At 30.3% G+C, this 23,148-nt stretch carries 17 protein-coding genes and 1 other RNA gene; 1 reads left to right on the top strand and 17 read right to left on the bottom strand.

Annotated features, from left to right (window positions below; all coding sequences use genetic code 11):
* Positions 1-4: 4 nt before the first annotated feature.
* The 13 genes from ABY863_RS00630 to ABY863_RS00690 form a co-directional block, all read right to left on the bottom strand.
* Positions 5-1,633: a trehalose synthase gene (locus tag ABY863_RS00630; RefSeq protein WP_372792290.1), complete on the bottom strand. Its 1,629-nt coding sequence runs from the start codon at positions 1,631-1,633 to the stop codon at positions 5-7.
* Between the two features lies 1 nt (position 1,634).
* Positions 1,635-3,569: an alpha-1,4-glucan--maltose-1-phosphate maltosyltransferase gene (locus ABY863_RS00635; RefSeq protein ID WP_372792292.1), complete on the bottom strand. Its 1,935-nt coding sequence runs from the start codon at positions 3,567-3,569 to the stop codon at positions 1,635-1,637.
* A 27-nt stretch (positions 3,570-3,596) separates the two neighbouring features.
* Positions 3,597-4,859 carry a glucose-1-phosphate adenylyltransferase gene (locus tag ABY863_RS00640; RefSeq protein WP_372792294.1) on the bottom strand — a complete coding sequence of 421 codons (1,263 nt, stop codon included), beginning with the start codon at positions 4,857-4,859 and terminating at the stop codon, positions 3,597-3,599.
* A 56-nt stretch (positions 4,860-4,915) separates the two neighbouring features.
* A complete protein-coding gene (glgA, locus tag ABY863_RS00645; RefSeq protein WP_372792296.1) occupies positions 4,916-6,118 on the bottom strand; it encodes a glycogen synthase in 1,203 nt (400 codons plus the stop codon).
* 299 nt (positions 6,119-6,417) lie between these two features.
* Entirely contained in the window at positions 6,418-8,679 is a 2,262-nt protein-coding gene (locus tag ABY863_RS00650) for an aconitate hydratase (RefSeq protein ID WP_372792298.1), read from the bottom strand.
* 179 nt (positions 8,680-8,858) lie between these two features.
* Positions 8,859-9,159, bottom strand: an RNA gene (gene rnpB, locus ABY863_RS00655) — RNase P RNA component class A.
* Positions 9,160-9,323: 164 nt separating this feature from the next.
* Entirely contained in the window at positions 9,324-10,448 is a 1,125-nt protein-coding gene (gene dnaJ, locus ABY863_RS00660) for a molecular chaperone DnaJ (protein ID WP_372792300.1), read from the bottom strand.
* Positions 10,449-10,458: 10 nt separating this feature from the next.
* The gene (locus ABY863_RS00665) at positions 10,459-10,986 is read right to left on the bottom strand and encodes a nucleotide exchange factor GrpE (RefSeq protein WP_372792302.1); all 528 of its coding nucleotides are present in this window, start codon (positions 10,984-10,986) and stop codon (positions 10,459-10,461) included.
* Positions 10,987-11,192: 206 nt separating this feature from the next.
* The gene (murA, locus tag ABY863_RS00670; protein ID WP_372792304.1) at positions 11,193-12,500 is read right to left on the bottom strand and encodes a UDP-N-acetylglucosamine 1-carboxyvinyltransferase; all 1,308 of its coding nucleotides are present in this window, start codon (positions 12,498-12,500) and stop codon (positions 11,193-11,195) included.
* A gap of 21 nt (positions 12,501-12,521) precedes the next feature.
* On the bottom strand, positions 12,522-13,157 hold the full coding sequence (locus ABY863_RS00675) for a DUF4290 domain-containing protein (protein ID WP_372792306.1): 636 nt from the start codon (positions 13,155-13,157) through the stop codon (positions 12,522-12,524).
* A gap of 64 nt (positions 13,158-13,221) precedes the next feature.
* Positions 13,222-15,549, bottom strand: a complete 2,328-nt coding sequence (locus ABY863_RS00680; protein ID WP_372792308.1) for an ATP-dependent helicase — start codon at positions 15,547-15,549, stop codon at positions 13,222-13,224.
* Positions 15,550-15,616: 67 nt separating this feature from the next.
* Entirely contained in the window at positions 15,617-16,846 is a 1,230-nt protein-coding gene (locus ABY863_RS00685) for a hypothetical protein (protein ID WP_372792310.1), read from the bottom strand.
* 107 nt (positions 16,847-16,953) lie between these two features.
* Positions 16,954-18,288 carry an OmpP1/FadL family transporter gene (locus ABY863_RS00690; protein ID WP_372792312.1) on the bottom strand — a complete coding sequence of 445 codons (1,335 nt, stop codon included), beginning with the start codon at positions 18,286-18,288 and terminating at the stop codon, positions 16,954-16,956.
* 1,290 nt (positions 18,289-19,578) lie between these two features.
* Here ABY863_RS00690 and ABY863_RS00695 point away from each other — a divergent pair.
* Complete coding sequence (locus ABY863_RS00695) at positions 19,579-20,100, top strand: hypothetical protein (protein WP_372792314.1); 522 nt, start codon at positions 19,579-19,581, stop codon at positions 20,098-20,100.
* 7 nt (positions 20,101-20,107) lie between these two features.
* Here ABY863_RS00695 and hisIE read toward each other — a convergent pair whose 3' ends face one another.
* The 4 genes from hisIE to hisH all read right to left on the bottom strand — a co-directional run bounded on the left by hisIE (position 20,108) and on the right by hisH (position 23,123).
* Positions 20,108-20,707: a bifunctional phosphoribosyl-AMP cyclohydrolase/phosphoribosyl-ATP diphosphatase HisIE gene (gene hisIE / locus ABY863_RS00700; protein ID WP_372792316.1), complete on the bottom strand. Its 600-nt coding sequence runs from the start codon at positions 20,705-20,707 to the stop codon at positions 20,108-20,110.
* 110 nt (positions 20,708-20,817) lie between these two features.
* Complete coding sequence (gene hisF / locus ABY863_RS00705) at positions 20,818-21,573, bottom strand: imidazole glycerol phosphate synthase subunit HisF (RefSeq protein WP_372792318.1); 756 nt, start codon at positions 21,571-21,573, stop codon at positions 20,818-20,820.
* A gap of 87 nt (positions 21,574-21,660) precedes the next feature.
* Positions 21,661-22,407, bottom strand: a complete 747-nt coding sequence (gene hisA, locus ABY863_RS00710; RefSeq protein ID WP_372792320.1) for a 1-(5-phosphoribosyl)-5-[(5-phosphoribosylamino)methylideneamino]imidazole-4-carboxamide isomerase — start codon at positions 22,405-22,407, stop codon at positions 21,661-21,663.
* A gap of 125 nt (positions 22,408-22,532) precedes the next feature.
* Positions 22,533-23,123: an imidazole glycerol phosphate synthase subunit HisH gene (hisH, locus tag ABY863_RS00715; protein WP_372792322.1), complete on the bottom strand. Its 591-nt coding sequence runs from the start codon at positions 23,121-23,123 to the stop codon at positions 22,533-22,535.
* Between the last annotated feature and the right edge of the window lie 25 nt (positions 23,124-23,148).

The raw sequence follows: 23,148 nt of genomic DNA on the forward strand, positions 1-23,148 counted from the left end.
TTTGTTAGTGATTAATAATATTTGAAATTCCTTTTAAAGGAATTAATGCCCAACGTGGGCGAGAATTAAGTTCATACCCTAATTCATAAACTGCTTTTTCTAATAAGCAGTATTCTAATATAAATATGCGTTCCTGATGATACCCAATATTTAAATTTGCATCTTGAACCTCCGTAACATATGTCCCTAGAAAAACTCCTGTGAAATAATTATATAATAATTCAGCCGCTTTAAATAAAGTTTCTTGAGGGTAATTGTATTTTTCAATATTATTGAAAACTGTTGCATAAATTGCATAATGAAATGATCTAAATAAACCAGCAACATCTTTTAAAGGTGGTTGTTTTACTTTACGATCTCTAATGGTACTTTCAGGTTCTCCTTCAAAGTCTAATATATAAAAATCATCATCCTTCACTAATATTTGACCTAAATGATAATCGCCATGAACTCTAATGCGTTCACCTTTTAATTTAGTCCAATCAAATTTCACAAACCTTTTTCTAATACTATTTTTTTTATCAAGAAATTCTTTTGCTAATTCTAGGGCTAAACCATCCAGTTTATGCATATTGTTTTCAATAGTATTTATTCTATTTTGAAATTGATACAACAACCTGTTTTTTAACCAAACGGTATAATCACCATTAAAACGTGCAGGTGTAAAAGCGGTATCTTCAAACTCTGAACCTAATGTGATATGCATTTCTGCTGTTCGCTTGGCTAAGGTTTGAATTTTTAAAAATAGATTTAACCCAACCCAATCTATTATTTGAGGTGGAACATCATTTATTCCTAACCTTAGGAACAATTCAGTTTTTGGCAATGAGTTTACATCAATATGTTTATTTTCTAAATTTGAAAATACTTGATAAAGTTCTTTTAGCATATACTCCCAAGCATCACCTTGATTTGGAACCATTTCTTGCATTAAAGCAATAGTGATATCTGAATTTTCTGAATCTACAATATTAATACTGCCTAAAAATTTCGGTGTGTTTTTAAAATCTTTCTTTTCTGATAAAAACCGACTCATTTCATAATCTGGATTTTTATCAACATAAATTCTTCTGAAGAATTTTAAAACGTACTTTTCATTGTATATAATAGAAGTATTGCTTTGCTCTAAACCCATAAATCTTGAAGACTCATAATTTACATTATTAAACAACATACTTTTATGATACTGCACCTTATTTTTATCATTGGTTTGCGCAGTTACAATACGCTCAAATACTAATTTTCGGTATGCATCAAGGTTAATGGCATCAATAATAAATCCTTCTTGTCCTCTTATACTTATTGGCAGAATTCTATCTTTTTGAGCAAAACTTTCATCAGAAACAAATGCAATTGGTAAAAAATAATGTTGATAGAAAGCTTCAACAAAATTAATTTCTAAAATTAATCCATAATACACTTCATTACCCTGCTCAATTTTAAAATAATCCGAAAGTTCTATATACTTTAATTTACTAGCTTTTCCACCATACCAGCGTTGCTTCACAATATAATCTTCCAATACATCTGAAAGAAAAACTTTTATAAATTCTTCACTTTCAAGCAATTCCTCCCATACTTCATCAAAATTATAAGGTGGCTGCAAAATGTTTTTAGATAGTTGTTTGGACATGCTATTTTTTTATCTTAAAAATATGAAAAGGTAATGAAGCATGCAACTGTATAAAATTCCACTCATTATTCCACTCATACACATTATCAGTAATTAAGTCCTTCACTTTTAAATGATGATGATTTCCAATGCCAAGTTCTGCCAATGGTAACTGAAGCATTCCTTCTTGCATATAATGCTCATCTAAATTAATAATAATTAAAAGTTCACTATCTTTAGAATCATTCCATTTATAAAAAGCAATTAAATTATCATTATTAATGTTACAAAACTTTATATTATTAGTTTGCTGAAGTGCTTCATTTTCAAAACGAATTTTATTTATTTTTGAAATAATTGTTATCAAGTTATTTTCTTTAAACCAATCGTAATTACAGATTTGAAATTTTTCAGAATTCAAATATTCTTCTTTCCCAGGAATAGGATTACTCATCATATGTTCAAAAACAGGTCCGTAAATTCCAACATTTGAACTTAAAGTCGCTGCTAACACATAACGCTGAATATGTTTTGATTCATTTGCATGTTGAAGATGAAACGGGTTAATATCAGGTGTATTTGGCCAAAAATTTGGACGCATATATTCACACTGATCTGTTTTTGTTAATTCTTCAACATATTCCGTAATTTCATGTTTATTGTTTCTCCAAGTAAAGTAGGTATAGGATTGCGAATAACCTTGTTTTCCCAATTGTTGCATTATTTTGGGTGCCGTAAAGGCTTCTGCTAAAAATAACACATCAGGGTGTTTTGCTTTTACTTCATTAATAATCCAATTCCAAAAATAAAAAGGTTTTGTATGTGGATTATCCACCCTAAAAACATTAATTCCACAATTAATCCAATAAAATAAAGTATCTAAACATTCATCCCATAAATTTTTAAAATCTTCACTTTCCCAATAAATTGGTAAAATATCTTGGTATTTTTTTGGTGGATTTTCTGCATATTGCACGGTACCATCAGGTCTCCATTTAAACCAACTTGGGTGTTCTTTTACCCAAGGATGATCTGGAGCTGCTTGCAATGCATAATCCATCGCAATTTCAATTCCAAGCTCATTTGCTGTTTTTATCAAAGATTTAAAATCTTCAATGGTGCCTAATTGCGGGTGTAAGTCCTTATGCCCACCATATTTTGAACCAATTCCCCAAGTAGAACCAACATCACCCTTTAAGGCTTCTGTAGTGTTATTTTTACCTTTACGATTCACTTCCCCTATTGGGTGAACTGGAGGAAAGTATAAGGTATCGAAACCCATGTCTGATACTCTTGGTAATAATTTCTCACAATCTTTAAAAGTTCCATGCACTCCATTTTTCTGGGATGCAGAACGTGGAAAAAACTCATACCAAGTACTAAATCTAGCTTTTAACCGATCTACATATACTTGAAATTCTTTTGATGAATTTAGCAATATCTTTTCGGGATAATTATAAAAAATACGATGTAATCTTTCACTAACAGCTTCAGTAATTGATTCTTGATAAGCATTCGCATCAGCAAAAATATCAGCTAAATGTTTTAAATATTTTTTTTCAGAAGCAGTTGCTTTTAATTCACATTTATTTACATAAGATATTCCTTCTAATAATTCAGAATTTACATGTTGGTTATCAGCTATTTTTCGTTCAATACCATGTTGCCAATTCAAAGCATAGTCTATCCATCCAACAACTTTGTAAGAATAATAACCCTGTTTTTCAACAACAAAAGAAGCTTGCCAATTATTGTGTCCTGGATGCATTCTAACTTCTTTCCACTTTTTTTCCTTTTCATGTTTGTATAAAACGGCCGCAGCAGTAATATCATGACCATCCGACAGGATATCTGCGGTTACGGTAACAATTTCATTTACTACACGTTTTATATAAAAATCACCATTATTTATTGTTGGTGCTATATTTTCAATAACAACTCGTTCCTGATTTTTCATTTAAATCTAATTACCTTTTAATAATGCTTATAGTGTAAACCCATTAGGAACTATAGCTCCCTTTTTAATCACAACAATTCCATCTCTAATAGCGTATATACCTGTTTCTGAATCTTTTAAATGCTTACCTCCATTTATTTTTACATCGTTACCAATACAACAGTTTTTATCTAAAATAGCATTTTTAATAAAGCAACGAGATCCAATTCCCATAGAAACAATGTCTTTATTAATTATATCTTCTAAAGGTTGATAAAAATCACTACCCATCATATAAGTGTTAACAACAGTGGATTCAGCATCAATTCTAGATCGAACTCCAATAACTGAATGTTCAATTTTAGCAGCATTTATAATACAGCCATCTGCAATCACAGTTTTATCTAAAACAGTACCCGAAATTTTAGTTGTAGGCAACATTCTAGCATGCGTATAAATACGTTTTGCTTTACTATACAAATCAAACTTTGGAAAATCATCTGTCAATCCTAAATTAGCCTCAAAAAATGAATCTATATTCCCAATATCTGTCCAATAACCTTCAAATTGATGACTTATAACTTTATGTTTTCCAATTGCTTGTGGTATTATTTCTTTACCAAAATCATTCGTATCAGGATTGTTCATTAATTCAACTAGTAATTCTCTGTTAAATATATAAATACCCATGGAAGCCAAATAATTTCTTCCTACATCTTTCATTTGTTGGCTAACTTCTGAAGTCCAATCTGGTAATAATTCAGCTGCTGGTTTTTCAATAAAAGAAGTAATATCATTCTCTTCATTTGTTTTTAAAATCCCAAATGAAGTAGCATCTTTCGCATTCACAGGAATGGTAGCTATAGATATTTTAGCTTTACTTTTTATATGTTTTTGTAACATTTCATCATAATCCATTTGGTATAATTGATCCCCAGATAAAATTAAGGCATACTCAAAATCATGTCTTAAAAAATGATGCATACTTTGACGAACCGCATCTGCAGTTCCCTGAAACCACTTACTATTCCCCGGGGTTTGCTCTGCTGCCAAAACATCAACAAATGCTGTACTAAAAAAACTAAAATGATATGTATCTTTAATATGACGGTTTAATGAGGCTGAATTAAATTGTGTTAATACAAATATTCTTTTTATATCTGAATTGATACAATTAGAAATTGGAATATCTACTAAACGGTACTTTCCGGCAATAGGAACTGCAGGTTTAGAGCGAGACTCTGTTAACGGGTGTAATCTTGAACCTTGTCCACCTCCTAATATTATTGATAAAACATTACTTCCTGCCATAACTGTATTTTTTGAAATTTGTATTTATTTACTTTTATATTTACTTAATTACAACATTAAATTAAAGATTTATATAATCCTTTAACTTGTTTTGCAATTGCTATCCAATCAAAATAATCTTCAACTCTTTTTCTTCCATTTTTTGCCATAGCCTCTCTCAAAGATTTGTTGCTTATTAATTTATTAATTCCATCAGCAAGGTCTTTTGAAAATTTATCTGGATTTATAGGTTCAAAAGGAGCTACATTTTGTTGTTCTACTTGAATTAAAATACCTGTTTCATTGTCTACAACAACTTCTTTTATTCCTCCAACAGCACTTGCTACAACAGCAGTTTCACAGGCCATTGCTTCTATATTTATAATTCCAAAAGGTTCATAAATTGATGGGCAACAAAACACATCTGCATGCGAATATAATTGAATTACTTCTTTTTTAGGTAGCATTTCAGCAATCCAAATAACATTATCTCTTGTTTTTTTTACTTCATTCACACTTTCTTCCATTTCTTTTGCAATTTCAGGAGTGTCCGGAGCACCAGCGCATAAAACTATTTGTGTATCAGGATCTATATATTTTATGGCATTTACTAAATGTATAATTCCTTTTTGTTTGGTAATTCTACCAACAAAAAGTACATATGGTTTTAACTTATTAATACCAAATCTTTCTAAAGTTGATGTTTCGTTTGTGACCACATACTCTTCAAGATTTATTCCATTATAAATTACTTTAATTTTTTCTTCTTCAACATTAAAATATTTCAATACATCATCTTTAGTTTCATTTGAAACTGCAATAATTGCATCAGCCATTTCTATGGCTGTTTTCTCAATCCATGAAGATGCATCGTAACCGTTTCCTAATTGATCTCTTTTCCATGGTCTTAATGGTTCTAATGAATGTGTTGTGATTACCAATGGGATACCGTAGCATAATTTTGCAACAATACCAGCAAAATGTGCATACCAAGTATGACAATGAACAATATCAGCATCAATTTCATCTGCATTCATTTGAATACAAGTACTTAATGTTTGTAGAACAGATTTAAGCTTATCATTTGACTTGTTAAAAGCTGGATTATCAAAAGGGTAACCTTTTACTGTTAAATTTTCGGTATTTTCTTGTTGATCTCCAAAACATCTCACATCAACATTCATTAACTTAGCTAATTCTGCTGCTAAATATTCAACATGAACTCCTGCTCCACCATAAACATAAGGCGGAAATTCTCTTGTATAAAAAAGTACTTTCATAAAATCATTAATAAAATTGTAAATAAATAATTGATTATAAAGTATTTAATCCCCAACAAATACTCATTGTCAGCAAAAATTAAACACTAATATACATTATTTAATTAGATGAATAATTAATTGAAAAGTTACAAAAAATTTATTTGTGTAATTAGGTTATTTGCGAAAACGTTTTAATCCTAACTTATTAAATAAAAGAAACAATAACATCTTAATATTTAATTATTTAAAAAAAAGAGGAGCCTTACAAGGCTCCTCTTTTTAAAAATTATTTTTTAAACTTTAATCAAAATTTTATTTTAAACATTTTGCTTTTTAATTAAATTTAAGGCAGAACCTTCTTTAAACCATTCTATTTGTCCTTGATTGTAGGTATGATTTAATTTGATAGTATCTATACTTCCATTTGTATGAACAATTTCTAAAGTTAATTGTTTACCTGATGCAAATTCATTTAAATCTAAAAAATTAAATGTATCATCTTCTTGAATTAAATCGTAATCAGTTTCGTTAGCAAATGTTAAACCTAACATTCCTTGCTTTTTTAGGTTTGTTTCATGAATACGTGCAAATGATTTTACAATTACAGCAGCAACACCAATATGACGCGGTTCCATAGCTGCATGTTCTCGTGAAGAACCTTCACCATAATTATGATCTCCAACTACTATTGAAGGAATGCCTGCTTTTTTATAAGCTCTTGCTGTATCAGGAACTGCTCCATATTCTCCAGTTAATTGATTCTTAACTTTGTTTGTTTCCATACTGAAAGCATTTACAGCTCCAATTAAACAATTATTAGAAATATTATCTAAATGTCCACGAAAACGTAACCAAGGTCCTGCCATAGAAATATGATCAGTAGTACATTTTCCATATGCTTTAATTAATAATTTAGCGCTTTTAATTTCACTTCCCAAAGGAATAAAAGGTGTTAATAATTGCAAACGATCTGAATCTGATTTTACAACAACATCAATACCTGAACCATCTTTAATAGGTGCAACAAATCCAGCATCTTCAACTTCAAAACCTTTTGGAGGTAACTCAAAACCAGTTGGTTCTTTTAAAAGTATTTCTTCCCCATTTTGGTTTATTAATCTATCTGTCATTGGATTAAAATCTAATCTACCTGCAATTGCAACTGCTGCAACCATTGAAGGTGATGCAACAAATGCATGGGTATTTGGATTACCATCTGCTCTTTTTGAAAAGTTACGGTTAAAAGAATGAATTATTGTGTTTTTCTCTTGCTTCACAGCTCCTTCTCTATCCCATTGACCAATACAAGGTCCGCAAGCATTTGTAAATATTTTAGCATTTAAATTTTCGAAAATATCTAGAAGGCCATCACGTTCAGCAGTATAACGAACTTGCTCAGAACCTGGATTGATACCAAATTCAGCTTTTGCAACTATATTATTATCCACTGCTTGTTTTGCAACTGAAGCTGCTCTTGATAAATCTTCATAAGAAGAGTTAGTACAAGAACCAATTAAACCCCAATCAACTTTTAAAGGCCAATCATTTTTAGTCGCTTTTTCTGTCATTTCTCCAACTGGTGTTGCTAAATCTGGCGTAAAAGGTCCGTTTAAATGAGGTTTTAATTCAGATAAATTTATTTCAATAACTTGGTCAAAATATAATTCTGGGTTTGCATACACTTCATCATCACCCGTTAAATATGATGCAATTTTATTTGCTTCATCTGCCACTTCATTACGGTCAGTTGCTCTTAAATAGCGCTCTACAGATTCATCATAACCAAAAGTTGAAGTAGTTGCTCCAATTTCAGCACCCATATTACAGATAGTACCTTTACCAGTTGCTGATAATGCTTTTGCACCTTCTCCAAAATATTCAACAATACAACCAGTTCCACCTTTTACAGTTAATAAACCTGCAACTTTTAATATTACATCTTTAGCGGCTGTCCAACCAGAAAGTTTGCCTGTTAATTTAATCCCAATTAATTTTGGAAATTTTAATTCCCAAGCCATTCCTGCCATTACATCAACAGCATCTGCACCACCTACTCCAATTGCAATCATTCCCAAACCTCCTGCATTCACAGTATGTGAATCTGTACCAATCATCATTCCTCCAGGAAATGCATAGTTTTCTAAAACTACTTGATGAATAATTCCTGCTCCCGGTTTCCAAAATCCAATTCCATATTTATTTGATACAGAAGCTAGAAAGTTAAATACTTCACTACTATTATTTAAAGCATTTTGCAAATCTTTATCTGCGCCAATTTTTGCTTGAATAAGATGATCACAATGTACTGTTGTTGGCACTGCAACTTTATTTTTACCAGCTTGCATAAACTGCAACAAAGCCATTTGAGCTGTAGCATCCTGACAAGCAATTCGGTCTGGAGCAAAATCAACATAATCTTTACCTCTTACAAAAGCAGTTGCTGCTTTCCCATCCCAAAGATGGTTGTATAATATTTTTTCAGATAACGTTAGGGGTTTACCAACTACTTTTTTTGCAGTATCAACTCTTTCAGTCATTCGGTTATAAACACCTTTAATCATTTCAATATCAAAAGCCATATCTATATTTTTTATTTAATTATTTTATCCACGCGAAGTTACAAAAAATGAAGTTCAGAATTAAATAATTCGTAATATTCAGTGCATTTTTAAATATATAAATATTAAAAATGGTATTTATTTTGAAATACATAAAAATCACTAGCGAAAACGTTGTAAATATCAAGAATATGATAAAAAAATTAAGTAGGTCTATAAGCCGGATTTTGTACTTCGAAAAGTTCTCATCATTTATCTAGGCTATAAATTACTCTATAGCTCAAGCTGCCTACCCCTTGAAATAGAGCGAGTAACTCTAAAATTTCAATATACGTGGCATTTCACCGCATAGAGTTTACCTGGTTTCACTACAGCCGAACTGTACTTGCTTTCTGTTGCACTTGTCCTCAACTCACGCTGGACGGATGTTATCCGCTATGCTACTCTTTGGTGTCCGGACTTTCCTCTCCGTTAAAACGGAACGATAAGACGACCTACTTAATTTTGCAAAAATACATTAATAATTTGATTAAAAAAAAACCCACTTACAGTGTAAGTGGGAAAATTGCTATGAAAAAGAAAAAGTGTTATTAGATGTTTCACTAACAACATTTTATCAAATATACTTAATTTTTAAAAACAAAAAGTAAAAAAAGATGTTAATTTTAGGAAAACATATCTTTTACCTTTTCAAAAAAAGATTTGTCAAACTTTGAAGGATTTGGTTCGAAATTTTCATCTTTTATATTTTTTTCAAAAAATTCTTTTTGTTCTTTCGAAAGATTTTGAGGCGTCCATACATTAATGTGAATTAATAAATCTCCATTTCCATAGTGATCTATACTTGGCAAGCCTTTACCTCTTAATCTTAATATTTTACCTGATTGTGTACCTTCCTCAATTTTTATTTTAACTTTTCCAGAAACAGTATCAATGTTTTTACTAACTCCTAAAACTGCTTCAGATAAGTTAATGTATAAATCAAAATGTAAATTTGTTCCTTCACGTTTTAATGTTTCATGTTTAATTTCTTCAATAACAACAATTAAATCACCATCCATAGAATTATTTCCTGGAGCCGCATTCCCTTTTCCATTCACCTTTAATTGTACTCCATCAGTAACACCTGCAGGAATCTTTATTGAAACTGTTTCTTCTTTAAATTCTAGTCCACTACTATCAGCTCCTTTAGGTTGTTTATCTAAAATTTCACCAGCACCTTGGCAGGTTGGACATGTTGAAGCTGTTTGCATACGTCCTAAAATTGTATTAGTCACACGCATTACTTGCCCCTGACCATTACAAGTTGAACATGTTTTAAATGTTGCGCCAGCTGCTTGTACTTTTCTACGAACTTTTACTTTCTTTTCAACACCATTAGCAATCTCTTCTAGCGTTAATTTTACTCTAATTCTTAAATTGCTTCCTTTAACACGAGCTCTACCACGTGAACTTCCACCGAAGCCTCCGCCTCCAAAACCACCTCCAAAAATATCTCCAAATTGACTAAAGATATCATCCATATTCATACCTCCACCACCAAAGCCTCCACCTCTCTGACCTCCATTTTCAAAAGCAGCATGACCATATTGATCGTAACGCGCTTTTTTGTTTTCGTCACTTAAAATTTCATAAGCCTCAGCAGCTTTTTTAAAATTCTCTTCGGCTGCTTTATCATCCGGATTTTTATCTGGATGATATTTAATAGCCATTTTACGGTAGCCTTTTTTTATGTCAATTGGTGTAGCATTTTTAGAAACGCCTAATACTTCGTAGTAATCTTGCTTCATTTTTTTTGAATTATTGTCCTATTACAACTTTTGGATATCTTAAAACTTTGTCCCCTAACTTATATCCTTGTTCCACTACATCCATTATTTTACCTTTCATGTCTTCTGATGGAGCAGGGATTTGAGTAATAGCTTCATGTATTTCAACATCAAAAATATCACCTTTATTTACTTCAATAAAATTTAATCCTTTTTGAGCTAATGTAGTTTTAAGTTTATTTTTAATTAACTCCATCCCTTTTAATAACTCTTTATCTTTTACTTTTTTAATTTCAGCTAATCCCCTGTCAAAATCATCCAATATTGGCAATAAAACTGTCATTAAATCTTCATTGGCAGTTCTAAATAATTCAATACGTTCTTTAGCTGTACGTTTTTTATAGTTTTCAAATTCAGCAAATAAACGAAGAAATTTATCTTTCTCTTGAGCAACTTCCTTTTGCAATTGCTCTTCAATACTAATTTCTTGTACTTCTTCTTGTTGAATTTCTTTATCTTCTAAATCTTTTTCTTCTTTGCTATCGTTCTTTTTACTCATCTTTTTAACTTAAAAAATTTATCACTTTATTAGTCTGCAAAAGTATTGCCATTTTTTGAATTATGCCAATATGACATCTATTTATTGAAGGTTAAAATTATTAAATAACTAAAAATTTCAAAAGATTTACTATTCAAGTTCTATCCATAAAAAAATTCCTGTTGCCACAGGAATTTTTAAACTTGAAATTTATATTTTTATAAAAATTAATCTATTCTTGTTATTTTTGCTCCAATAGCCCTTAGTCTTTCATCAATATTTTGATAACCTCTATCAATTTGTTCAATATTTTGAATTGTGCTTGTTCCTTGAGCAGAAAGTGCTGCAATTAATAAAGAAATTCCTGCTCTAATATCAGGTGAAGTCATGGTTGTAGCTTTTAAACTATATTCATGGTTCATACCAATAACTGTAGCCCTATGTGGATCACAAAGTATTACTTTTGCTCCCATATCAATTAGTTTATCAACAAAGAACAAACGGCTTTCAAACATTTTTTGATGTATAAGTATACTTCCTTTAGCTTGTGTTGCCACCACTAAAATAACACTTAATAAATCAGGAGTAAACCCTGGCCAAGGTGCATCAGAGATTGTTAAAATTGATCCGTCTATAAAATTTTGAATTTCGTAACTATCTTGTTCAGGAATAAAAATATCATCACCTCTACGTTCTAAATTAATTCCTATTTTTTGAAAAACACGAGGTATTAACCCTAAATCATCCCAACTTACATCTTTAATAGTAATAGAAGACTTAGTCATGGCAGCCATACCTATCCAACTACCAATTTCAATCATATCAGGTAAAATTCTATGAGCACAGCCATTTAATTTTGTTACACCTTCTATTTTAAGTAAATTAGAACCTACTCCTGTAATATTAGCGCCCATACTATTCAACATTTTGCACAACTGTTGTAAGTAAGGTTCGCAAGCAGCATTGTATATTGTTGTAGTTCCTTTAGCCATAACAGCCGCCATTACAATATTTGCCGTTCCAGTTACTGAAGCTTCATCTAAAAGCATGTTAGTTCCAATTAACTCATCAGCTTCAACGCCATAAAATAGTTCTTCTTTGTTATATCTAAAAGTAGCTCCTAATTTTATAAACCCTTCAAAATGAGTATCTAATCTACGTCTTCCTATTTTATCGCCGCCTGGTCGTGGTATGTATCCTTTCCCAAAACGTGCTAATAATGGACCTACAATCATAATAGAACCACGCAAGGAACTTCCATCTTTTTTGAAATTTTCAGATTCTAAATAATCTAAGTTTAGAGTATCTGCCTGAAAAGTATAAGTATCCGCATTGACTTTGGTATATTTTACGCCTAATTCTCCTAAAATAAATATTAGTTTATTAACGTCTCTAATATCTGGTATATTACTAATTGTAACTTTTTCAGATGTTAATAAAACTGCACAAATAACTTGTAAAGCTTCATTTTTAGCACCTTGAGGAGTAATATTCCCACTTAATTTATGACCTCCTTCAATTTTAAATGTAGCCATTCTTTGATTGAAATTTATTTATTAAAATTTTTTCTTTGGTCTTGGTTTGTTTTGCTGTTTATTCGTAACCTTATTTGTAGGATTTTTCTTTTTCATTAAATCTTTCACTTCAGATAAAGTTTCATTTTTATCTGTTAAATCAATTTGTCCTTTTGATAATTCAATTAAATGTTTAAAAATAATAGCATCATCAACGGTGTCTTTATTCCAATTCAAATAACATTTTTTCATATGATTGGCAATCGCAAAATATAATGCATCACGAGGTTCACCATCTTCCCAAGTTAAGGCTGTCTTAATCATGGCTTGTATGTTATTTCCATAATACCTGTATTTTGAAGCATATTTTGGATACTCTAATCGCTCAGGTTTTTCTAACAATGCAGCTTTTTCCAATTTTTCATAAGGTGAATCTACATCTAATTTGAAATCAGCCATTATAAAAAGTTGATCCCATAATTTATGTTTAAAATCAGGCACATCACGTAAATGTGGCTGTAAATTTCCCATCACATCTACAATAGCTTTTGCCATTTTATTTCGCTCTTCAACATCTTCTAAAGCGATGCAATGATCTATCAGTTTTTGTATATGGCGCCCGTATTCTGGGATTATTAAATGTGATCTTTCTGCGTTGTATTCTAAATCAAAATTCATGTATCTTTCTTCTTTTTTAATAAATGCAAATTACAATATAAATATTGGTTTTACAATCTTATTTTTAACCTAAAATTGTAAGCTTTGCGAATTGTAATAATAATTTTTTAACACCTACAGAACCAAATCTAATTTCTGCTTTTTGGTTTGCTCCTGCACCTTCTAAACTAAGAACTTCTCCTTTACCAAACTTTGTATGTTCTACAATATTGCCTATAGTAATAGTACTATCAAATAAATTTGAAGGTAAAACTGCTGATTTTGTTACCTTTTTTAAATTTTTAGGAGGTGAAAATTGAACCTTTTGCACTTCTGTTTTTTTAACTGGCGTACGTTGAATTGGTTTTTTAAAACGTATTTTATTTTGAGGCACACTTCCAAAAATATCTTCATCTAAAAATTTATGTTGTTTTGGAATTGGCATTTTTACAGTTAAAAACTCTAAAAATTGTTCATCTATTTCTTCCAAAAACCTACTAGGCTCACAATCCACTAATTTTCCCCAGCGGTAACGCGTTTGTGCATAGGTTAAATATGCTTGTTTTTCAGCTCTTGTTAAAGCTACGTAGAACAAGCGGCGTTCTTCTTCTAACTCGCTTCTGGTATTCATACTCATTGCTGAAGGAAATAAATTTTCCTCCAAACCAACAATATAAACATATGGAAATTCCAATCCTTTTGCTAAGTGAATCGTCATTAATGAAACTCTAGGCGTGTCATCTTTCTTTTCACTATCAAAATCGGTTGCTAAAGCTACATCTTCCAAGAAAAAAGCTAAAGAATCTTCTTCTTCTTTTTCCTTTTGAACATCGACAAAATCTTTAAGGCCGTTTAATAATTCTTGTATATTTTCAACTTTACTTACACCTTCTGGTGTACCATCACTTTCTAAATCCTTTATAATTCTGGTCTGTTTAATTACAAATTCAGCAACCTCAAAGGCATTTTTTGTCTGCGCTTCAATTTGAAAATGCTGCATCATAGTAACAAAATTCATTAATTTTATTTTTGTTCCTGTATTTATACTTATATCAAGGCTTTGTAGATTTAATAGTAAACCGAAAATTGACTTTTTATAGTGGTTTGCAGCAACCGAAAGTTTATCCAAGGTAGTATCTCCAATACCACGAGCAGGATAATTAATAACCCTTTTTAAAGCTTCCTCATCATTTGGGTTTATTAACAAACGCAAATAAGCTAGTGTATCTTTAATTTCTTTACGTTGATAAAACGATAAACCTCCAAAAATTTTATATTTTATATCTTTTTTTCGAAGCGCATCTTCAATAGCACGTGATTGCGCATTGGTACGATATAAAATTGCAAACTCAGAATTTTTAAGTTGCAAATTCATTTTATTATCAAAAATTGAATTTGCAATAAAACGTCCTTCTTCAGCTTCCGTAAAAGTGCGCATTACTTTAATTTTTGCACCTTCATCATTCGCTGTCCAAACTTGCTTATCTAACTTTGTTTTGTTTCTTTGAATAACACTATTTGCAGCTTCAACAATATTTTTTGAAGAACGATAGTTTTGTTCTAATTTAAAAATATTCACCTTATCATAATCTCGTTGAAAATTTAAAATATTTTGAATATTTGCACCACGAAATGAATATATACTCTGTGAATCATCTCCTACAACACAAATATTTTGAAATCGATCTGCTAATGCTCTAACAATTAAATATTGAGAATGATTTGTATCTTGATACTCATCAACTAAAATATACTTAAATCGTTGTTGGTATTTTGCTAAAACTTCAGGAAAACGCGTTAATAACTCGTTGGTTCTCAGTAATAAATCATCAAAATCCATTGAACCTGCTTTAAAACAACGCTCTACATATTGGTTGTAAATTTCACCAATTTTTGGACGACTCGCCATTTTATCTGCTTCAATTAATTCCGGATTATTAAAGTATGCTTTTACAGTAATTAAACTATTTTTAAATGAAGAAATACGACTTAAAACCTGTTTTGGTTTGTACCTGTCTTTATCTAATTGCATTTCTTTAATGATAGAAGAAAGCAATCTTACAGCATCTTGTGTATCGTAAATTGTAAAGTTTGAAGGAAAGCCTAAATGATGCCCTTCAGAACGTAAAATACGTGCAAAAACGGAGTGAAAAGTACCCATCCATAAGTTTTTTGCTTCAGAATCTCCAACTACTGTTGCAATACGATCTTTCATTTCACGTGCTGCTTTATTGGTAAATGTCAATGATAGTATGTTAAATGGATCAACATTATTATTCATTAAATTGGCAATTCTATAGGTTAAAACTCTCGTTTTACCTGAACCAGCACCAGCAATAATAATCATTGGGCCGTCTTTATGTAAAACGGCTTCTCTTTGCGATTCGTTAAGATTTTCTAAGTAATTGTTCACAGGAATACTTTAATAGCCAAAAGTACTATTCCAAATTTAGTTTCGCAATAAAAGTTATTGACATCCTTTAGTTAGTTTGTACCGCTTGCTTTTTAAACTGACTAAGAAAAATAAAAAACAAACCAAATACCATAAAAAAACTAAAAATTAATACCAATAAATTATAATTTTTAATTGGACCGAAACCATTCAAAAATAAAAATCCCTGCGAAAACAATAAGGTTTCAGTTATAAATATTCCTGTTAAAAAAGTACCTATTCCAATTTTAGACAAAATATTTTTAAATACTATTATTTTTAATTGAACTAAAATTAGCAATAATAAGACACTCATAAATGCTAGTGTAAACAAGTGCAAATAACCAATTATGAAGAATGGTTTTAAAGCCATTGATTTTTCAACAATAAAAGGAAATGCTGAAGCAATTTGAATCACAATTTTAAAACTATACGCTATCAACCCAAATTTTAATACTAATTTAGAAATTGAATTCCATTTTATTTGTGGGTACGTTTGCCTAATTATTTTCATCAAAAAGAATAATGAAATGAGTTGCAATAGTGAAGCTACAAAACCTATTACATAAAAAACAGCAGAAACATCACTCCATAAAATTGACAATGCATACGCAGGTATGCAAGCTACATTTAAATATAAAAAGAAGTTTTCTTGTAATTTTTTAGAAATTATGATTTTTTGTTTTTCAAAAATTTTGAATAAAAATCCAAACAGCACAAAAACAAAATAACCGTTGTATAAAAAGTGTAGATAAAAATAAACCGTATTATGATATAAATCCGTTTTTCCTTGTGAAACTAAAACACCTGCTAAAAACCAAGTTGCTAAACTTGATAGTATATAGTAATAAATACCATATTTTATTAGCTTAACAGCAGTGCTGTTCCCTTTAATATCCTTTAATAATCTATATGAAAGCACATAACTAGCTACTCCAAATAAAGAAAGTAATACAATTGAAAATGCTTTATAACCTTCTAAAGGGAAACTAATTAACATTAAAGTAATAGTTACTACTATAATTGAAATTATTATTTTATAAACCTTTTTTTGCTTTATAGAAGCTTCTACAAAATTAGAAAGAAGCACTCCAATGGTTGCTAAATATCCCCAACCTAAAAATGCTACGTGAGAATGACTTTGTAAAAAGTGATGATAGTTTATAAATGTTAATGGATACGTGAAATTCCATCTTAATAACAATCCATACAAAGCTGATAGTATGAATAATGTAAATGCACATAAATATAAAAAACGATGGTTTCTGGTTCCTAACATCAAAAATTTTTAGTTTACAAATAAACAAGAATTTTATGTATTTTCTAATTAATAGGCATAAAAAAAGCGGTTTCAATTTGAAACCGCTTTTTAAAATATATTTTTAATTACTTTTTAGCAAATGTATAAGATACACCAACCATAACCATATCTGTTGTCATTGAATAACCAACTTTTGTATCAGGAACTACTCCATAAGGGTTAGTTGGAGATATTGCCAATGGGCTTAACATTGGTCCTTCTGTTTTACCATCACTTGCCCCATGGTGATATACACCATTTAACATTAATTTATCAGTTAATGGATAACTAAACCCAAATTGGAACGCATGTTTAATAACAGCCGTTGCAGGAAGTGAGAAAAATGCTAATTCATCATCAATTGGATTGCTACTATATGTATAACCAACTCTTAATGGTAATTTTTCAATTCCTTTATACTGTAAACCAGCTGATAAAATTTGTACGTTTTTCCACCCAAATCCTTTTACAGCACCTGTAGGGTAACCGGTCATTGGTCCACTTTCAGTTATTTGCCATCCTTTAGCTTCAAAACCTGCTGTATTTTCATAATCTACTTGTCTAAAATCTAAAGCTAAATCTATATCTCCTTTAGAATAACCCAAACCAAAAGATAAAATTGCTGGGTAATCCATTGCAAATTCAACATCAGGAGCAGCTGATCCATCTAAATAAGTGTTTGTAAATTGTAACTTATCAAATTTTTGTGCTGTTTTATAAGATGCTCCAATTTTAATTCCTTCTGGAGAGTTATAGAAAATACCAAATTGTGCTCCATAACCAATTGCCGAAGCTTTATCTGAAGTTGGGTAACCTTTTCCTGTTCCTCCCATTGCTACTGGAAAATCAGGAGCTGAAATTGGGTTTGGTGCTAATTCTAATGCTGCATAATTAATTGTTGGCTGAACACCAATTGATAAATTTTCAGTAATTTCATACGCCCAAGCTAAACCTACTTGTAATAACATATAATCAGATTCTACATGTCCAAAACCGTTCATACTTTGAGGCATATTAATTGGGTTAGACATACTTTCTGGAAAAGTCACTCCAAAACCACTAATACCAAAAGCAGAAACTCCAAAAGTATGTTTACTTCCTTCTTTCCCATAAACGTAGGCTAAAGCTGGCATTGGTGAAACACCTCTGTCATCTTTTGTAATACCACTATAAGAACCTGCTGTAGAACTTAATTCTGGAGAAGAAAAGAAAACTCCAATACTAAAGTCTATTATTTTATTGTCAAATACAGAAATTGCTGCAGGGTTCCATTGTAAAGCCCCGCTAATATCTAAAGGTTGTGCTGTTGAAGCTCCTCCCATTGACATATTAACTGCTCCAACTCCTTGCATGATGTGCCCTGCTTGAGCAAAAGTTGCTGTTGTAAAAAGTACAACGGCTAATCTTAATAAGTTTTTCATAATTGAATAATTAATTTAATGTTCTTTTTTATGTAACTTTTGTTATATAACTACCTCTTAAGAAGCTACATTTGTTACATTACAAATGTAAATTCTTTAAGTTTTGAATTTTATGACAATTATCATTAAAAAAAAATCGGTTTGCAATAATTGTTACAATTTAATACAATGAAAATTAGCATGAATTTATTTAGTAAGCACTTTAGGTGCAATTCTTTAATTAAATAAATTTTTATAAATGTTGTAAAATTATAGAAGTTATTGGTTCTTTTGAATATAGTTTTAAATATAAAAAATAGAGCTAGAAAAAGTATTTGTGCATTACAAAACACATGGTTTTATGGTTACAAACTTCATGGGATTTGCACAGTTTCTACTATTTTTGAATAGTTATAGATATCCCCAAAGCGAGTATTAAAATTATATATCCTAAATTGTTAAACGGTTATATTTTTAATCTTTATAAACAATTGAAATAACTTTTTTACTGAAGTCTATTTTTCTTGTAATTGTTAATAAATAAGTGGTTAAAATGGTGTTCCTTACTTTTTATTTTAGTATATTTAAATTTACCTCAAAAGTTCTGTTTTTAAACAGCTTTTTTACTACTTTGTAAAAATAGTAGAACTTTCTCCAAATAATTATACTCTATTTATAAATTAATTGTACTATTTTTTATATAATAATTGTACAATTAATTTTATAATCTTCGTTACTTATACAAGAAACAACAGAGGATAAACAAGGTCTGGTCTATTAATAATCACAATTGAATAGTAGGTTCTTTTAAAACCAAAAGAAACGTAATTCAACGCCCTTTTAACTATTACGCAAAACAAGCTAAAAAGCAAACATTGCAGGGCAGAGCTTTAAAAAAATGTTTTGTAAACATTTTTAGTGACTGAGCCAACTGGAGCATTGGCATAAAAAGGAAGCAATCTTTTGAATTAGAACTTCAATATAACAGATTCCCGCGTTCGCGAGAATGACGTATTGTTTCGTCCACCTGAGTTGGGTTCAGGTTCTCAAAATGATTAGTTATTATGTAAGATGTAGTATTCTTCTGTCATTACAAATTTTACTTTTCTTAAGTAAAATGTGGCAATCTCACCATGAGTGCACAAGTTGCCACAGTTCTATCTCCTTTGAAATAACACTAATATAGGATGCCAAAAAATTTAGTTTAAAAAATAATTGTGTCTAAATGGTTTAATTGGCTTATTATAAACATAATTAATTTTGATTTTTAGTTTGAATATAATAAGTTTGAATTTTTATATGTAAATAATTATGGAATTAAAAAAAATAATAGAATTACTTAGCTATACATTGCCTTCAATAATTACTGGAATAATTGCTTATTTGTTCTTTCTAACACATATAAAATCGGAAGAAAAAAAGCTAAAAATAAGTTTACTAAAAGAAAACCAAAAAGAATCACTCCCCATTAAATTACAAGCTTATGAAAGAATGACACTGTATTTAGAACGTATAAATCCTTCTAAATTATTAATCCGTGTTACATCTATCAATAATGATAAAAGTGCATATGTAATTAGTTTAATAAGTACTATTGAACAAGAATTTGAACATAATTTAACACAGCAAATTTATATTTCAGACAAATGCTGGAGTATCATTATAACTTCAAAAAATGCTACAATGCAACTTATTAAAAATACTTCAGAAGAAACTTCAGTTACAACTGCTCAAGAATTGAGAGAAGCTGTTCTACAAAAATCATTAAATAGAACTTCACCTTCAAATACAGCTTTGGCTTTTATTAAAGATGAAGTTAAAAATTTTATATAATTCACTTTTAAGAATGTCTTCCTTCTAAAACCTTTACAACATCGTTTAAAGTGTAACCTTTAGCTTGGAGTAAAATTAAATAATGGAATAGTAAATCTGCTCCTTCATTTAAAAACAATTCATCGTTATTATCTTTGGCTTCAATTACAATTTCTACAGCCTCTTCACCTACTTTTTGAGCAATTTTATTAATGCCTTTTTCAAATAAGGATGCCACATAACTGCTTTTAGAATCTGCATTTTCTCTTCTACTTTTAATAACATTTTCTAATTCAGATAAAAAACCAAAAGATTGCTCATTAGTTTCTTCCCAGCAAGTGTCCGTTCCTTTATGGCATGTTGGTCCAACTGGGTTTACTTTAACTAATAATGAATCTTGATCACAATCATTTTTTATAGAAACCAAATTTAAAAAGTTCCCACTTTCCTCTCCCTTTGTCCAAAGCCTACTTTTTGTTCTACTAAAAAATGTAACTTTTCCAGTTTCAATAGTTTTTGTATATGCCTCTTTGTTCATATAACCCAACATTAAAACTTTACTAGTTATTGCATCTTGAATTATTGCTGGTACTAAACCGTCTTGGTTTTTATTAAAATCTATGTTCATAATTGTTTCTTATAATTTTTAGCCTTTCGTCATTCTGAACTTGTTTCAGAATCTTAACATTTTTTAGTGTTATTTATTACGCACTTCGACAAGCTCAGTGTGACAATAAATTATAACCTCACTGGAATATTATTCCTTTTTAATTCGTTTTTTAAATCCTTAATTTTTATTTCTTTGAAATGAAACACGCTTGCAGCCAAAGCTGCATCTGCTTTTCCTACAATAAATGCATCCGTAAAATGTTGCATATTTCCAGCTCCTCCTGAAGCAATAATTGGAATATTTACCAATTCACTTAAATAAGCTAATGCCTTATTTGCGAAACCATTTTTAGTTCCATCGTGATCCATAGATGTGAATAAAATTTCACCTGCTCCTCTTTGCTCAACTTCCTTTGCCCAATCAAACAATCTTATTTCGGTTGGTACTTTTCCACCAACCAAATGCACTATCCATTCTCCATCAATTTGCTTAGCATCAATTGCAACAACAACACATTGACTTCCAAATCGAGCCGTCAAATCATTAATTAGTTGCGGGTTTTTAACTGCAGAAGAATTTATGGAAACTTTATCTGCACCTGAATTTAGTAATATCTCAACATCTTCAACCGACGAAATTCCGCCACCTACAGTAAATGGTATATTGACTTTTTCTGCAACATGCATCACCAATTCAGCTAACGTTTTTCTTCGTTGCTCTGTTGCTGTAATATCTAAAAATACCAATTCATCGGCTCCTTCATTAGCATATATTTCAGCTAATTCTACAGGATCTCCTGCATCTCTTAAATCAATAAAATTTACACCTTTTACAGTTCTTCCATTTTTAATATCTAAACAAGGAATAATTCTTTTTGTTAACATTTTCTTTTGTTTCGTCATTGCGAATGAAATGAAGCAATCTCTTTCAAAAAAGAAATTACCACGTCGTTTCACTCCTCATAATGACAATTAATTATTTAAAATAAAATTCTCTATTTGTTTCATACTTATTCTATGCTCGTAAATTGCTTTACCTACAATAGTTCCTTCACATCCCATTTCAGCCAACCTTGGCAATTCATCATATGTTGAAATTCCTCCTGAAGCAATTAATTTTATCTTCTCGACTCCGCTCGAAGTGACATTAGTTTCATTCAAAATTTTTTGATATAAGTTAAACGAAGGACCTTGTAACATACCATCTTTAGAAATATCTGTACAAATAATATAACGAATCCCTTCTTTTACAAAATTTTGAATAAAAGGAAGTAATTCTTTATCGGATTCTTCTAACCAACCACTAACAGCTACTTTTTCATCCAAAGCATCAGCTCCTAAAATAATTTTATCAGCTCCGTACTTTTGCAACCAACTTTTAAATATATCAGGATTTTTAACAGCAATACTACCACCTGTAATTTGATTTGCACCAGATTCAAAAGCAATTCGTAAATCATCATCCGACTTTAATCCTCCTCCAAAATCAATACTTAAATTGGTGTTTGAAGCAATATTCTCCAATACTTTATGGTTCACAATATGACTTGCCTTTGCGCCATCTAAATCTACCAAATGTAAATATTTAACACCATGAGCTTCAAACATTTTAGCCACTTCTAATGGGTTTTCATTATACACTATTTCAGTAGCATAATCTCCTTTTGAAAGACGTACACATTTACCATTTATAATATCTATTGCTGGTATAATTCTCATTGTTATTGTTAAATTGTTAAATTGTTTTTTTTTGCTTAAAACCTTTTATCATTCCTGCGCAGGAAGAAATCTATTATTTATATGGTATATGGATTCCTGATTTCACAGGAATGGCATTGTTACACCTAATTATTATTCAACTCTAAAAAATTCTTCAAAATTTGTGAGCCTGCTTTACTACTTTTCTCTGGATGAAATTGAACTCCATAAAAGTTTTTTTCTTGTAATGCAGATGCATATTTTAATCCATAATTAGTTACAGCAATTGTTTCATTATTTATAGGAACATAATAACTATGCACCAAATACATATATTCTTTTTCATTAATACCTTTGAACAAATCTGATTTTAAGTTTTCAATTTGATTCCATCCAATTTGAGGAACTTTTTTATTATCATTGAATTTGATAACATCAACATCAAAAATATTTAGTCCTTTCGTATCACCTTCTTCACAATATTTACACATTAACTGCATTCCAAGGCAAATACCTAAAACTGGTTGTTTTAATGTTGGAATTACTTTATCCAACCCTGTATATTTCAACATTTTCATTGCACTACTAGCCTCTCCAACACCTGGAAAAATAACTTTATCAGCATTTCTAATCTCATCTTCGTTATTTGACAGCACCGCTTCATATCCCAATCGCTGAATAGCAAATTTAATAGATTGTATGTTTCCTGCTCCGTAATTTATAATTACTATTTTCATTTTTTTTCTATTATTGTTCACTTCA

The organism is Lutibacter sp. (assembly GCF_041562875.1).
Lineage (GTDB): Bacteria > Bacteroidota > Bacteroidia > Flavobacteriales > Flavobacteriaceae > Lutibacter.

What these genes read in the sequence shown, in the direction of transcription:
- ABY863_RS00630 (WP_372792290.1), bottom strand. Translation starts at nt 1,633, where the DNA reads ATGTCCAAACAACTATCTAAAAACATTTTGCAGCCACCTTATAATTTT.
- ABY863_RS00635 (WP_372792292.1), bottom strand. Translation starts at nt 3,569, where the DNA reads ATGAAAAATCAGGAACGAGTTGTTATTGAAAATATAGCACCAACAATA.
- ABY863_RS00640 (WP_372792294.1), bottom strand. Translation starts at nt 4,859, where the DNA reads ATGGCAGGAAGTAATGTTTTATCAATAATATTAGGAGGTGGACAAGGT.
- glgA (WP_372792296.1), bottom strand. Translation starts at nt 6,118, where the DNA reads ATGAAAGTACTTTTTTATACAAGAGAATTTCCGCCTTATGTTTATGGT.
- ABY863_RS00650 (WP_372792298.1), bottom strand. Translation starts at nt 8,679, where the DNA reads ATGGCTTTTGATATTGAAATGATTAAAGGTGTTTATAACCGAATGACT.
- dnaJ (WP_372792300.1), bottom strand. Translation starts at nt 10,448, where the DNA reads ATGAAGCAAGATTACTACGAAGTATTAGGCGTTTCTAAAAATGCTACA.
- ABY863_RS00665 (WP_372792302.1), bottom strand. Translation starts at nt 10,986, where the DNA reads ATGAGTAAAAAGAACGATAGCAAAGAAGAAAAAGATTTAGAAGATAAA.
- murA (WP_372792304.1), bottom strand. Translation starts at nt 12,500, where the DNA reads ATGGCTACATTTAAAATTGAAGGAGGTCATAAATTAAGTGGGAATATT.
- ABY863_RS00675 (WP_372792306.1), bottom strand. Translation starts at nt 13,157, where the DNA reads ATGAATTTTGATTTAGAATACAACGCAGAAAGATCACATTTAATAATC.
- ABY863_RS00685 (WP_372792310.1), bottom strand. Translation starts at nt 16,846, where the DNA reads ATGTTAGGAACCAGAAACCATCGTTTTTTATATTTATGTGCATTTACA.
- ABY863_RS00690 (WP_372792312.1), bottom strand. Translation starts at nt 18,288, where the DNA reads ATGAAAAACTTATTAAGATTAGCCGTTGTACTTTTTACAACAGCAACT.
- ABY863_RS00695 (WP_372792314.1), top strand. Translation starts at nt 19,579, where the DNA reads ATGGAATTAAAAAAAATAATAGAATTACTTAGCTATACATTGCCTTCA.
- hisIE (WP_372792316.1), bottom strand. Translation starts at nt 20,707, where the DNA reads ATGAACATAGATTTTAATAAAAACCAAGACGGTTTAGTACCAGCAATA.
- hisF (WP_372792318.1), bottom strand. Translation starts at nt 21,573, where the DNA reads ATGTTAACAAAAAGAATTATTCCTTGTTTAGATATTAAAAATGGAAGA.
- hisA (WP_372792320.1), bottom strand. Translation starts at nt 22,407, where the DNA reads ATGAGAATTATACCAGCAATAGATATTATAAATGGTAAATGTGTACGT.
- hisH (WP_372792322.1), bottom strand. Translation starts at nt 23,123, where the DNA reads ATGAAAATAGTAATTATAAATTACGGAGCAGGAAACATACAATCTATT.